The 12233-nt window shown below is 76.0% G+C and carries 13 protein-coding genes; 7 read left to right on the forward strand and 6 right to left on the reverse strand.

The features are described from left to right. The first annotated feature begins 42 nt into the window (after positions 1-42). Both PHK61_RS01610 and PHK61_RS01615 read left to right on the forward strand, forming a co-directional pair. Entirely contained in the window at positions 43-1581 is a 1539-nt protein-coding gene (locus PHK61_RS01610; protein ID WP_274279211.1) for a serine hydrolase, read from the forward strand. Positions 1582-1613: 32 nt separating this feature from the next. Beyond that, positions 1614-1895, forward strand: a complete 282-nt coding sequence (locus PHK61_RS01615) for a metal-sensitive transcriptional regulator (protein WP_133829807.1) — start codon at positions 1614-1616, stop codon at positions 1893-1895. 7 nt (positions 1896-1902) lie between these two features. Here the strand turns inward: PHK61_RS01615 and PHK61_RS01620 are convergent, their stop codons facing one another. From PHK61_RS01620 to PHK61_RS01630, 3 genes are read right to left on the reverse strand one after another with little or no spacing between them, the layout of a single operon-like run. Then, a complete protein-coding gene (locus PHK61_RS01620) occupies positions 1903-2274 on the reverse strand; it encodes a hypothetical protein (protein WP_274279212.1) in 372 nt (123 codons plus the stop codon). 58 nt (positions 2275-2332) lie between these two features. Beyond that, complete coding sequence (locus tag PHK61_RS01625; RefSeq protein WP_274279213.1) at positions 2333-3514, reverse strand: acetyl-CoA hydrolase/transferase C-terminal domain-containing protein; 1182 nt, start codon at positions 3512-3514, stop codon at positions 2333-2335. Between the two features lie 11 nt (positions 3515-3525). Beyond that, positions 3526-4683 (reverse strand): acyl-CoA dehydrogenase family protein, encoded by a 1158-nt coding sequence (locus tag PHK61_RS01630; protein ID WP_274279214.1) that lies wholly within the window; start codon positions 4681-4683, stop codon positions 3526-3528. Between the two features lie 71 nt (positions 4684-4754). On the opposite strand from PHK61_RS01630, the gene PHK61_RS01635 reads away from it, so the two are divergent. Continuing rightward, a complete protein-coding gene (locus PHK61_RS01635) occupies positions 4755-5330 on the forward strand; it encodes a carboxymuconolactone decarboxylase family protein (RefSeq protein ID WP_274279215.1) in 576 nt (191 codons plus the stop codon). On the opposite strand, the gene sigJ is transcribed toward PHK61_RS01635, so the two are convergent. Then, positions 5320-6198: an RNA polymerase sigma factor SigJ gene (gene sigJ, locus PHK61_RS01640; protein ID WP_274279216.1), complete on the reverse strand. Its 879-nt coding sequence runs from the start codon at positions 6196-6198 to the stop codon at positions 5320-5322. The genes PHK61_RS01635 and sigJ overlap by 11 nt on opposite strands. 234 nt (positions 6199-6432) lie before the next feature. Between sigJ and PHK61_RS01645 the strand changes: the two genes are divergently transcribed. The 3 genes from PHK61_RS01645 (at position 6433) to PHK61_RS01655 (ending at position 9899) form a co-directional block, all read left to right on the forward strand. Continuing rightward, a complete protein-coding gene (locus PHK61_RS01645; RefSeq protein WP_274279217.1) occupies positions 6433-8136 on the forward strand; it encodes an L-lactate permease in 1704 nt (567 codons plus the stop codon). Positions 8137-8256: 120 nt separating this feature from the next. Then, positions 8257-8820 (forward strand): hypothetical protein, encoded by a 564-nt coding sequence (locus PHK61_RS01650; protein WP_274279218.1) that lies wholly within the window; start codon positions 8257-8259, stop codon positions 8818-8820. Further along, entirely contained in the window at positions 8817-9899 is a 1083-nt protein-coding gene (locus tag PHK61_RS01655; protein ID WP_274279219.1) for a protein kinase domain-containing protein, read from the forward strand. The genes PHK61_RS01650 and PHK61_RS01655 overlap by 4 nt, the downstream gene beginning before the upstream one ends. A gap of 3 nt (positions 9900-9902) precedes the next feature. Here the strand turns inward: PHK61_RS01655 and PHK61_RS01660 are convergent, their stop codons facing one another. Beyond that, positions 9903-10745, reverse strand: coding sequence for a VldE C-terminal domain-containing protein (locus PHK61_RS01660; RefSeq protein WP_274279220.1), 843 nt, complete (start codon positions 10743-10745; stop codon positions 9903-9905). Next, a complete protein-coding gene (locus PHK61_RS01665; RefSeq protein ID WP_274279221.1) occupies positions 10742-11215 on the reverse strand; it encodes a MarR family winged helix-turn-helix transcriptional regulator in 474 nt (157 codons plus the stop codon). The genes PHK61_RS01660 and PHK61_RS01665 overlap by 4 nt, the downstream gene beginning before the upstream one ends. A gap of 80 nt (positions 11216-11295) precedes the next feature. Between PHK61_RS01665 and PHK61_RS01670 the strand changes: the two genes are divergently transcribed. Then, positions 11296-12093 (forward strand): tryptophan-rich sensory protein, encoded by a 798-nt coding sequence (locus PHK61_RS01670; RefSeq protein WP_274279222.1) that lies wholly within the window; start codon positions 11296-11298, stop codon positions 12091-12093. Positions 12094-12233: the final 140 nt, after the last annotated feature.

Genomic DNA, 12233 nt, shown 5'->3' on the forward strand with positions numbered 1-12233 from the left:
GGGGGTCGTCGATCACGGTGGGCGAGGTGGTGTGATGCAACCGTGACCTCCCACCGGCCGCCGCCGTGGCCGGGGCCGGACGCAGTACCGGGCCATCCCCGTCCGAGCGGCTCCGGCGGCCCCGCCGCCGCGCCGCCGCGCCACCGCGCCCCGGTCGGCGCGCCCGGCCCGGCGGGCGGAGTGGCCGTGCTCACCGCCCCGCCGCCGCGACGGTCGGCGGCGCCGCCCCCGTACCGCCCGGAGCCCTGGGCGCCCCCGGTCCCGCGCTCCCACGTGCCGGCGTCGCCATCCCCGCGGGTACCCACCGCGCCGCCCGCCGACCAGCCCCGACCCGCCGACCGGCCCCGACCCGGCGGCCGGCACGCGGGCGGACCGGGCAGCGCGCCGCCGCCCGGCGTCGACGCCCGCCCGTCCGGGCGCCACGTCCGCCCGGACGTCGTGCCCGCCGAGCCCCGGACCGCCCGTCCCGCCCCCGCCCCCACCCCGGCCGCCCCCCCGGTCGCGGACGCCGCCGCCCCGCCCCGGCGCCGCGCCTCCCGTGCCACCGGGACCGCGCCCGGCCTGCCCGTCCCGCTCCCGGCCGAGCACGCCGAGCCCGCGCCGCGCCCCCGCCGGGCGGCGAGCGGCACGCGACCCCGCACGGCGACGGCCCCGCCGCGGCGCGGCCGGGGGCTGTCGCTGGGGCTGGGCGCCGCGGTCGTCGGCGCGCTGGTCGCGGGCACGACGATCACCGTCGACACCCTGGACCGCGGCACGGCCGACCCCTTGGCCTCGGCGGACCGTCTGCTGCAGCAGATCCCGGGCGGGACCGAGCCGGTCGAGTCGGTCGGCCCCGCGGCCGCGCCCGAGGCCCCGCGGGTCGACCTCGCGTCGGCCGTCTCCGCCGCCGAGGAGGCGGGCGCGCGCCGCGGCGCCACGGTCGGGGTCGCCGCCGTCGACATCGCGACCGGCGAGCTCGCCCCGGGCTCGGGCGGCGAGGAGCGCTTCGACACCGCGTCGCTGGCCAAGCTCTTCGTCGTGGTCGACATGCTCCAGCGCCAGCGCGACGGCGAGATGACGCTCAACCAGCGCGACCTGCGCCTGGTGCACGCCGCCCTGACCGTGAGCTCCGACCCGGCGATGAACGCCCTGTGGACCCAGTACGACGGGCCCGGCGCGATCTCGCGGGTGGCGCAGGCGCTCGACCTCGAGGACACCAGCGCCCCCGAGGACTCCTCGCAGTGGGGCGAGGTGCAGACCTCGGCGCGGGACATGGTGAAGCTCCTGCGCCACGTCCAGGTCGACCTGCCCCCGCAGGACCGCGACCTGGTGCTGGGCGCGATGGGCCAGGCGCCGCGGACGGCGGGCGACGGGTTCGACCAGGGCTACGGCTTCCTCGACGGCGGCACCCCGGTCAAGCAGGGCTGGATGTGCTGCATCGCCTCGCGGGCCGAGGTGCACTCGGTCGCGGTCATCGAGGGCCGCTACATGGTCGCCGTGATGTCGAGCCAGCCTCCGGGCTACGACCAGGCCCGCCGGATCGTGTCCGCCGCCGCGGGCGCGGTCCGCGATCACCTCCGGCCGGTGTCGTCGGCCGGGTAGCCTCGATCAGGCACCCCGGCGCGAGGAGGGTCATGCACGGCTACGCGGACAGCAAGGACGATCACCTGCGGCGGCTGCGCCGGATCGAGGGCCAGGTCCGCGGCATCGCGCGGATGATCGAGGACGACAAGTACTGCATCGACGTGCTCACCCAGGTCTCCGCGGCCACCCGCGCCCTGCAGAACGTCGCGCTCGGCCTGCTCGAGGAGCACATGGGCGGCTGCGTGGTCGACGCCGCCAAGGCCGGCGACGAGGAGGCGGCCGAGAAGGTCCAGGAGGCCTCCGCGGCGATCGCCCGCCTCGTCCGGTCCTGACGAGCGCTCAGGTCCGGGCCGCCTCCACCCGGGCGCGCAGCTCGGCGGCGAGCGACTCCACGCCCCCGAAGCGGCGGTCGATGACGAGCTGGCTGAGCATGGCCAGCAGCACCGACGGCCACTCGATCAGCCCGATGACGCCGGCCCCGAGGTAGAGCCCGTAGAGCAGGAGGCTGGCCGGCTCCGGGGTGTGCGCCCGCACCCACGCGTGCACCGCCTCCTCGTCGCCCGCGTCGAGCGCGGCGAGCAGGTCCGGGGCCGCCCACGGCTCGGGAGCGGTCTCGGACGGCAGCGGCGGCGTGCGCGTCACCGTCTCGTCGGGCACGGCCGCGAGGTGCCCGCGGGCGGCGGTGGGGGTTCCGGCGGAGCCGTCGGCCATGGGGTGTCCTCCGGGGGTCGGCGGGGTGGACGTGAGCTGTGCTGCAGGCGTACCCACCCTAGGCCGGGAACAGCGGGTCCAGGGCGCGCCGACGTTCGTCGCGGTCGAGGCCCCGCAGGTCGGCGCAGCCGTGCTCGGTGACGACGACGTCGACGTCGTGGGACGCCGTGGTCACCGGGCGGGAGAGCCGCTCGACGCGGGTGGGGTGCCCGCGGTGCTGCGACGCGAGCGCGATCACCGACAGGCTGCGCGCCGACCGGGCCGCGGCCGCGGCGTAGTCGGGGTGCCCGCCGATGCCGCCGACCAGGGCGTTCGCGGTGCCCTCGACGTTGACCTGACCGTCGTGGTCGATCTCCACCGCCGTGTTCACCGCCACCAGCGGCGGGTCGGCGGCCAGGCGCCCGGGGTCGTGGGTGTGCTCGATGCGGTGCGCGACGGGGTGCCCGGCGCGCCCGCGGGCGTCGGCCCAGGCGTAGAGCTCGGGCGAGCCGACGAGGTAGGTGGCGACGGGATCGCCGACCAGGAGCCCCGCCTCCTCGAGCGCCACCACGCCGTCGCCGAGCAGCCCGGAGTCGGCGCGCACCCGCACGCCCGCCGCGCGCACCCCGCCGACCACGGCCGCCCCGAGCTGCCCGGGCGCCCACTGCAGGCGCACCCCGTCGGTGAGCAGGCCCGCGACGTGGCGCCCGATCGCCTCGTGCTCGGCGCTCGGCGCGGCCGAGGCCACGGCGTGCGGGCCCTCGGCGACCTCGCCGAGGACGAACACCTGCTCGTCGGGCAGCGGGGGACCGGAGGCGGCGCGGGGGAGCGCGCGGTCGAGGACGACGGCGACGGGCACGCCGAGATCGACCACCGCGCGGACCCAGGAGACCTCGCTGCCGAGCACCGGGCCGAACGGTCCGGGCGCGGCGGCCAGGACGAGCAGGTCGGGGCGCAGCGGGCCCGCGACGAGGGCGGGCACGGCCGACAGGCGCGCCGGCACCGCCCGGATGTGTCCGGCGTCCGCCGCGCGCCGCAGGCCCCAGCCGGGCATGACCGTGCGGGCGTCGGCGAAGGCGTCGAGCTCGAGGCCGTCGGCGGGGCCGGGCAGCCAGCCGGTGACCAGGCGCAGGTCGCCGCGCTCGCGGGCCAGCGCCGAGAGCAGCGGGTACGCGGCGCGGGGGCTGCCGGTGCCGTCGGCCAGGGCGATCCGCGCACCGGGCCGGACGAGTGCCGCGAGGGCGCGGCCGTCGAGCGCCATGATCGCCGAGCCTACGTCCGCGCCGCGCCCCCCAGGACACCGCGGGCGATGATCACCTGCTGGATCTGGCTCGTGCCCTCGTAGATCCGGAAGAGGCGGGCGTCGCGGTAGAAGCGCTCCACCGGCACGCCGCGCATGTAGCCCGAGCCGCCGTGGACCTGGACCGCGCGGTCGGCGACGCGCCCGACGGCCTCGGAGCAGAAGTACTTCGCCGTCGACGGGCCCAGCGTGGTGTCCGAGCCGTCGTCGTAGGCCCTCGCGGCCTCGCGGACCAGCGCGCGCCCGGCGTGCCAGTCGGTCACCGAGTCGGCCACGAGGCCCTGGACGAGCTGGTAGGCGGCGATCTTGTGCCCGCCCTGGTCGCGCTCGCGGGCGAACTCGGTCATCTCGTGCACCAGCCGCGCCGCCATCCCCGTGCAGAGCGCGGCGATGTGCAGGCGCCCGTGGGCGAGGCAGCGCATGGCGGTGACGAAGCCGCGGTGCAGGCCCTCCTCGCCGCCGACGAGGTGGGCCGCCGGCACCCGGACGTCGTCGAGGTAGACCTCGCAGGTCCACGAGCCGCGCTGGCCCATCTTCGCGTCGTGCTCGGAGAACGAGACCCCGGCCGCCGACGTGGGCACGAGGAACGTGGAGATGCCCTTGGCCGGGGTGGCGTCCGGGTCGGTGCGCGCGAACACCATCAGCACGTCGGCGAGCGGGGCGTTGGTGATCCAGCGCTTCGCGCCGGTGATCACGAAGTCGTCCCCGTCGCGGACGGCCTTCGTCGTCAGCGAGGACGGGTCGGAGCCGGCGTCGGGCTCGGTGAGCGCGAAGGACGCGACGACCTCGCCGGTCGCCAGCCGCGGCAGCCACTCCTGCTGCTGCTCGGGCGTCCCGCCGGTGAGCAGCACCTGGCCCGCGATGCCGTTGTTGGTGCCGAACAGCGAGCGCAGCGACGGGGTGGTCCAGCCGAGCTCCATGGCGAGCTCGACCTCCTCGGCCATCGACAGCCCGATCCCGCCGAACTCCTCGGGGATCGCGAAGCCGTAGAGGCCCATCGCCTTGCACTGCGCCCGCAGCTTCTCGGGGACCTCGTCGGCGGCCTCGATCTCGTCCTCGCGCGGCACCACCTCCTCGCGCACGAACTCGCGGACCGAGGACAGGACGTCGGCGAAGTCGGAGGCCTCCATGCGGGACACGGTGTCACGTTCCGGGGGGCTGCGCCGTCCTCACGGCAGCACCCCACGACCAAGGAGTCCCGATGCCCCGCATCCCCCTCGTCGGCGACCGCGACGCCGGCGTCCTCGGCCGCCTCGCCTACGCGGTCGCGCGCCGCCGGTTCGGCGAGGTCCCCGAACCCTTCGCGGCGCTGCGCCACCACCCGCGGCTGTTCTGGACCGCGGCGGTGAGCGAGTCGCTGCTCGAGCGCTCGGCCACCGTCCTGCCCGGGCGGCTGCGCGAGCTCGCGGTGTACCGCACGGCGATCCGCGTCGGCTGCTCGTGGTGCGTCGACTTCGGCGAGATGCTCTGGATCCACGAGGGCCTCGACGTCGACCACCTGCGCCGCGCCACCGCCGACGGCGCCCCCGACGACCCGGCGTTCGACGACGACGAGCGCGCGGTCCTCGCCTACGCCGACGCCATGACCGCGCAGCCGATCGCGGTCACCGACGCCCAGGTCGCCGACCTCGACGCGCGGCTCGGGCACGCGGGGCTCGTCGAGCTCACGCAGTTCGTGGCCGTCGAGAACCAGCGCGCCCGCGCGAACGCCGCCCTCGGCCTGCACACCCAGGGGTTCGCGGACTCCTGCGAGGTGCCCGCCGCGCTCAGGACCTGAGCTTCTCCGGGGTCATCACGACGTGCACGCCGACGGCCTTTCCGTCGACGACGGTCAGCACGCCGACCATCGGGGGCGACGACGGCACGAGCATCCCCACCTCGCCGTTCACGGTCACCGGGCGCACCGCCGCGAGGATCTCCGGGCCGGCCTCCTCGACCAGGGCGACGAGCAGGCGCGCGATCTTCTCGGCGCCGCGGACGACCCGCCGGGCGGCCTTGACCACGCCGCCGCCGTCGGTGCGCAGCGCGGCGTCGGGGTGCAGGACCGCGACCAGGGTCGGCACGTCGGCGGCGGCGAGGGCGGCGAGGAAGGCGTCGAGGACCCGGCGCTGCTCGGGCTCGGCGGCGGGCACCGGCAGCTCGCCGTCGCGCGCCGCGGCGCGCACCCGCTGCCGTCCGCGGTGGGCGATCTGGCGGGCCGCGGGCGCGGTGGTGCCCAGCACCGCGCCGACCTCGTCGAACCCGAGCCCGACGGTGTCGTGCAGCACGAGCGCGACGCGCTGCTCGGGGGTCAGGTGCTCGAGCACGAGCATCGTCGCCATCCGCACGTCCGCCGCCGCGACGACCGCGTCGAGCACCGCGTCGGGCCCGGTGGTGACCAGGGGCTCGGGCAGCCAGGGGCCGACGTAGCTCTCCCGGCGCGCCGGCGCCGAGCGCACCTGGTCCAGGCACAGGCGCGCGACCGTGGTGGCGAGCCAAGCGCGGACGTCGCGCACCGCGTCCCGTCCCTCGGGGCCGAGCCGCTCCCACCGCAGCCACGCGTCCTGGACGGCGTCCTCGGCGTCGGCCCGCGACCCGGTCAGGCGGTACCCGACGGCCAGCAGGTGGGGCCGGTGCTCCTCAGTCGCATCCCGGGGGGCGTCCACGGGCACGGGTCTACCGCACGCCGCGGCGATCGGTCGATCCGGTCGTCACGGTGGCCGCGGTCGTCACGCAGTGCAGGGTGCTCCTCGCGCAGCGCGACCGCCAGAGGACTCACCGGGACGTCACATCGCCGTCCTGCGGAAACCTTCACCGGTTCGTGTCGACAGACCGCGACGGAACGGGCACCCTGCGCCACCACGCGCGGCGGTGGAGCCGGGCGGACGGGAGGTGGGCACGTGTACGTCCAGGACGACACCCCGCTCGGCGGGTCGCTCGTGTGGAGCTCGTTGGTCGCGGTGCTCCCGCTGCTCACGCTGTTCGTGCTGCTCGGGGGCCTGCGGGTGCGGGCCTGGCTGGCGTCGCTGATCGGGCTCGCGGTCGCGCTGCTCGTGGCGGTGCTGGCCTACCGGATGCCGATCGACCAGGCCCTCCTGGCGGGGACCGAGGGCGCGGTGTTCGGGTTCTTCCCGATCCTCTGGATCGTCATCAACGCGCTCTGGATCTACCAGATGACGGTCGTGACGGGGCACTTCGACGTCCTGCGCCGCTCGTTCGGCTCGGTGTCGGACGACCAGCGCGTGCAGGCCGTGATCATCGCCTTCGCGTTCGGTGCGCTGCTCGAGGCGCTGGCGGGCTTCGGGACCCCGGTCGCGATCTGCACCGTCATGCTCATGGCCCTGCGGTTCAGCCCGATCAAGGCCGCCGTCGTCGCCCTCGTCGCCAACACCGCCCCCGTCGCCTTCGGGGCGATCGCGGTGCCGATCACCACGCTGGCGTCGGTGACCGGGCTGCCCGAGGACGCCCTCGGCGCCATGGTCGGGCGCCAGACCCCGATCCTCGCCCTGTTCGTGCCCTTCGTGCTGGTGGGGCTCGTCGACGGGTGGCGGGGCATCCGGGAGACCTGGCCGGTGGCGCTGGTCTCGGGCGTCGTGTTCGGGGTGGCCCAGTTCGCCACGTCGAACTACCTCTCGCTCCCGCTGACCGACATCATCGCGGCGCTGCTGTCCGCGGGTGCCGTGGTGCTGCTCGTGCGCATCCGTCCGCCGCGACGGGCCGCCGTCGCGACGGACGCCTCGTCCGACGTCCGGGAGTCCGTGACCGTCGGGTCCGGGGGCACCGGCGGCGGCGCGAGCGACGAGCCCGGGGCACCACAGGCGCCGGACGGTGCCGACCACGACGACCACACCCGGGACAGCCGGCGCGACGTGGTCCTCGCCTACATGCCCTACCTGATCGTCATCGTGCTGTTCTCGATCCAGCAGATCCCGGCGGTGGACGACGCGCTCGGGGCGACGACGACGAAGTTCAACTGGCCGGGGCTCAACGTGATGACCGAGGCCGGGAAGCCGGTGTCGACCCAGGCCTTCACGCTGAACTGGCTGGAGTCCGCGGGCACGATCCTGCTCATCGCCGGCATCCTCACCGCGCTCGTGCTGCGGCTGCGGCCCGGCGCGGCGGTCGCCGCCTACGGGCGCACGCTGGTGCAGCTGCGCACCGCGATCGTCACCGTGATGGCGGTGCTCGCCCTGGCCTACGTCATGAACACCTCGGGGCAGACGCTCACGCTCGGCGGGCTGCTCGCGGGCACCGGCGGGTTCTTCGCGGTGCTCTCCCCGGTGCTGGGCTGGCTGGGCGTGGCGGTGACCGGATCCGACACGTCGGCGAACTCGCTGTTCGGTTCGCTGCAGGTCACCGCGGCCCGCGGCGCCGGGCTCGACCCGATCCTGCTCGCGGCGGCCAACAGCTCCGGGGGCGTCCTCGGCAAGATGATCTCCCCGCAGAACCTGGCGATCGCGGCGTCGGCCGTGGCCATGAGCGGGCGCGAGGGCGAGATCCTCCGCCGCGTCCTGCTCTGGAGCCTGGTGTTCCTCGCGGGGATGTGCGTGCTCGTGTACCTGCAGTCGACGCCGGTGCTGGGCTGGATGGTGGTTCCTGGCTGAGCATCGGGTCTAGCCATCGGCGTCGTTCGGGCGCTCTTCGCCCGACGATTGCTCATGCCGCCGTGCGCGGGGTATGGAGCCGTAGCATGATCGCCTCAGCGCTCGGCCCCGGGAGGGCACATGGATCCGGTCGTCATCGTCGTCGTGGTGGCGGCGGTGGTCCTCGTCGTCGGTGTCGTGCTGGTCCTCGTCGCCCGGGCGCGGTCCCGGACCCGCCGGGCGGCGCTGCGCAGCCACTTCGGTGACGAGTACGACCGCGTGGTCGGCGAGTACGGGCAGCGCGACGGCGAGCGGGAGCTGCGGGCCCGCCTCAAGCGGCGCCGGGAGCTCGAGGTGCGCGAGCTCGACGGCGGCGAGCGCGACCGTTTCGGCAAGGCGTGGGAGTCGGCGCAGGCGACGTTCGTCGAGCACCCCTCGACCGGTCTGCGCGACGCCGACCTGCTGGTCCAGCAGGTGATGCGCGAGCGCGGCTACCCCACCGAGCGCTTCGAGGAGCGCTCCAAGATGATCTCGGTGGACCACCCCGACCTGGTCGAGCGCTACCGGTCGGCGCACCGCACGTCGACCAGCGTCGAGGACGGGTCGGCCGACACCGAGGACATGCGCCAGGCCATGGTCGACCACCGCTACCTCTTCGACGCGCTGCTCACCGGCGGTGACGCGGACCGCACCCGCCGGTTGTGAGCGCGCCGGGGCACGCGCGGGTCCTCCGCGGCCGCTACGAGCTCCACGGCCTCATCGGCCGCGGGGGGATGGCCGAGGTGCACCGGGCCGTCGACCTCGAGCTCGGGCGCACCGTGGCGGTGAAGCTCCTGCCCGCCGAGCACCGCGGCGACGCCGAGTACGGCGGGCGGCTGCGCGACGAGGCCCGCGCCGCGGCCTCCATCCACCACCCCAACGTCGTCGCCGTGCACGACGTCGGCTTCACCGAGGGCGGCGAGGTCTTCGTCGTCATGGAGTGCGTCGACGGGCGCACACTGCGCCAGGAGCTGGGCGACCGCCGGAGGTTCGCACCCGGGGACGCGGCCGCGGCGCTGGTCCCGGTGTGCGAGGCGCTCGCCGCGGCCCACGAGCGCGGGATCGTGCACCGCGACGTCAACCCGGGCAACGTCATGCGCTGCGACGACGGCACCGTCAAGCTGATGGACTTCGGCATCGCGCGGGTGGCCGACGTCGAGGGCTTCACCGGCACCGGCGTGGTCATCGGCACCGCGGCCTACCTCTCGCCCGAGCAGGTCCGCTGCGAGCCCCTCGACGGGCGGTCCGACGTGTACGCCGTCGGGTGCACCCTCTACGAGATGCTCACCGGCGAGACCCCGTTCCGCGGGCCGAGCTCGGTGGAGGTGGCCTCGCAGCGGCTGCGCGAGTCGCCGCCGCCGCCGCGCGAGCTGGTCCGCGAGCTCTCGCCCGACCTGGAGTCCGTCGTCCTGCGCGCGCTGGCCCTCGAGCCCGCGATGCGCCACCACGACGCCCGTGAGCTCGCCGACGACCTGCGGCGCTTCGTCGACCCCGGGTCCACGGCGCGCACCGAGGTCATCCGCGACGCGCCGGGCCGGGCCGCGGGCGCCGGCCCCTCGCCCGTCGCGCGCGCGACGGGCGGCGGGACCGTCCCGGCCACCCGCCCCCAGGACTACCCCGACGACGACGGCCCGGACCCGGGGGAGCGCAACCCGTGGTCGGGCGTCCGGCTGCTCGGGATCGTGCTCGTCGTGCTCGCGGTCCTCGTGCTCGCGGGCGCCGGCGCCCTGCTGCTGACCCGCTGACCGTCAGGGCTGGCCGAGGCGGCGCAGCGACAGCTGGCCATCGGCGGGCCCGGTCTGCTCCCAGGCCCCGGAGGCCACCGTCCACGTCCGCCCGTCGAAGGTGACGCTCTCGAGCGCGAGCCGCTGGGCGTGGGCGACGAGCCAGGTCGCGATCGCCCAGCCGGCCTCCGGCTCCTGGGCCCCCGACAGGCGCCGCGTGCCGAGCTCGGCCGCGGCGAGCTCGGCGACCGCGCCGCCGGAGGGGTCGGCGGCCGGCGTGGACCCGAGGTCGACGCAGGTCCAGGACGCCGGCGCCTGCCCGAGCAGGGCCACGGCCATGAGGCGCGCCTCGGGCTCGTGGTCGGCGTAGGCCTCGGGGAAGCCGCTGCGCTGGACGGTCTGCGCGGCCACGGTGATGTCCATCGTCGCCCAGTTCGGCACCTGCATCAGCGCCTCGTAGAACGCGGTGGCGGAGTAGACGGGGTCGAGGATCTCCTCCTCGCTGCCCCAGCCCTGGCTCGGGCGCTGCTGGAACAGGCCGAGGGAGTCGCGGTCGCCGCCGCGGAGGTTCGCCAGGCCCGACTCCTGGATCGCGGTCGCGACGGCCACGGTGACCGCGCGGTCGGGCACGCCGAGGCGACGGCCGACCCCGACGATCGTCGCCGCGCTGTCGGCCTGCTCGGGCGTGAGCGTCCAGGTGGCGGGCAGGCCGGGGGAATCCGGGGGCGCGGTGATCGTGCAGCGGGGGCGAGCGGTGACCCCGCTCTCGGCCAGCACGACGACGAGCGTGACCACGAGGGCGAGCACGGCCAGCACGGCGACGACGGCCACCGCCAGCCGGGCCCGCGCGCCGATCGGGGAGCTCATCCGGGCGGGATCTCCTCCGTCATCTCGGCGCGGTGCTCGGCGACCGACGCGACGACCTCGGTGAGGAAACGGTGGACGACGTCCAGTTCGGCGGGCGTGTAGTCGGCGAGCACGGCGTCGAGCCGCGCGGCGAGCGGGCCGAAGAAGGCGTGCCCGACGGCGGCGCCGGCCGGGTCGTGGTGCAGGGTCACGCGGCGCCGGTCGGCGCCGTCCCGGACCCGGTGGAGGTGTCCGAGCCGCTCGAGGCGGTCGACCGCGGCCGTCGTCGCCCCCGACGAGAGCCCGACCTCCTCGCCGAGCCGTCCCGGGGTGAGCGCGGCACCGGCGCGCTCGGCGCGCAGGACGGCGAGCAGGGCGGCCGCGTCCGTGCGGTGCAGGCCCTGGTCGGCGGCGAACGCGTGGCCGAGCCGCCCGGCCTCGTCGGCGTAGTCCTGCAGGAGCTGCACGAGACGCTCGCGCTCGTCGGTCACGGCTCACCTCCGTGGTGCATGCTAGCGATCGAGCGGGTAATCTTCATCATCGAGAGATTCCACGATGGAGGGATGTAGTCGTGACTTCCGTGATCACCGGCGCCACGGTCGCCGACCGGGTCCGGTCCGGGGCGCTGCTCGCCGGGACGCTGCTGCAGGTCGTCGCCGGCGGGCTCGGGGGCTCCGGGGCGTTCGGGCTGTCGGTCGGGATGGTGGCGCGCGAGAACACCACGGTCGTCATGCCCGTCCCGGCGGCGTTCTCGATCTGGGGCCTGATCTACGCGGGGCTCCTGGTGCTGGCGGTGCGCCAGGTGCTGCCGGGGCAGCCGGCGCGGGACGTGCACCGGGCGACGGGCTGGTGGCTCGTGGCGTCGACGCTGTTCAACGCGGGCTGGATCCTCGCCTTCTCGGCGCAGGCGGTCGTCCTCGCCCAGGCGATCATCGTCGCGCTGCTCGTCGTGCTCGCGGTGGCGCTGGCCCGCCTCACGGCGCACCCGGCGGCGGGCGCCGCGGACCGGCTGATGCTCCACGGCCCCGTCGCCCTCTACGCGGGCTGGGTCAGCGTCGCGACCGTCGTCGGCGCGGCCACCACCGGCACGTTCCTCGGCCTGCCGGGTGCCGGTGGCGTGGCGACGGTGATGGGCGCGCTCGTGCTGCTCGTCACCGGGGCGATCGCCTCGGGTGTCGTGGCCCGGGGCGCCGGCGCCGTGCCCTACGCGGCGTCCGTGGTCTGGGCGCTCGGCGCGATCGTCGCCATGGCCCCGCCGATCGCCGTCATCGCCGCGGCGCTCGTGGCCCTGCTCGCGATCGTGGCCGTGGCGGCGCGCCGCGTGCTCACGGCCCCGCCCGGCACCCGCGTCGCGGCCGCCTTCGGCTGACCGGGCGTCGTCGTACGAGCGATGCGGCATCGCTGGCATGTGACGCCAGGATCGCCACATCCTCGCTGCGCGACACGCCGTGGTTCCCCCTGACCTGCGTGATCAGGAGAGCGATGTGCGCCTCGCGGACCCTGCCGGGA

Origin of the sequence: Actinomycetospora lutea (genome assembly GCF_028737205.1) — a bacterium.
Lineage (GTDB): Bacteria > Actinomycetota > Actinomycetes > Mycobacteriales > Pseudonocardiaceae > Actinomycetospora > Actinomycetospora lutea.

Coding starts and splice junctions, on each gene's coding strand:
- PHK61_RS01615 (WP_133829807.1), top strand. CDS start 1,614: ATGCACGGCTACGCGGACAGCAAGGACGATCACCTGCGGCGGCTGCGC.
- PHK61_RS01620 (WP_274279212.1), bottom strand. CDS start 2,274: ATGGCCGACGGCTCCGCCGGAACCCCCACCGCCGCCCGCGGGCACCTC.
- PHK61_RS01625 (WP_274279213.1), bottom strand. CDS start 3,514: ATGGCGCTCGACGGCCGCGCCCTCGCGGCACTCGTCCGGCCCGGTGCG.
- PHK61_RS01630 (WP_274279214.1), bottom strand. CDS start 4,683: ATGGAGGCCTCCGACTTCGCCGACGTCCTGTCCTCGGTCCGCGAGTTC.
- PHK61_RS01635 (WP_274279215.1), top strand. CDS start 4,755: ATGCCCCGCATCCCCCTCGTCGGCGACCGCGACGCCGGCGTCCTCGGC.
- PHK61_RS01650 (WP_274279218.1), top strand. CDS start 8,257: ATGGATCCGGTCGTCATCGTCGTCGTGGTGGCGGCGGTGGTCCTCGTC.
- PHK61_RS01660 (WP_274279220.1), bottom strand. CDS start 10,745: ATGAGCTCCCCGATCGGCGCGCGGGCCCGGCTGGCGGTGGCCGTCGTC.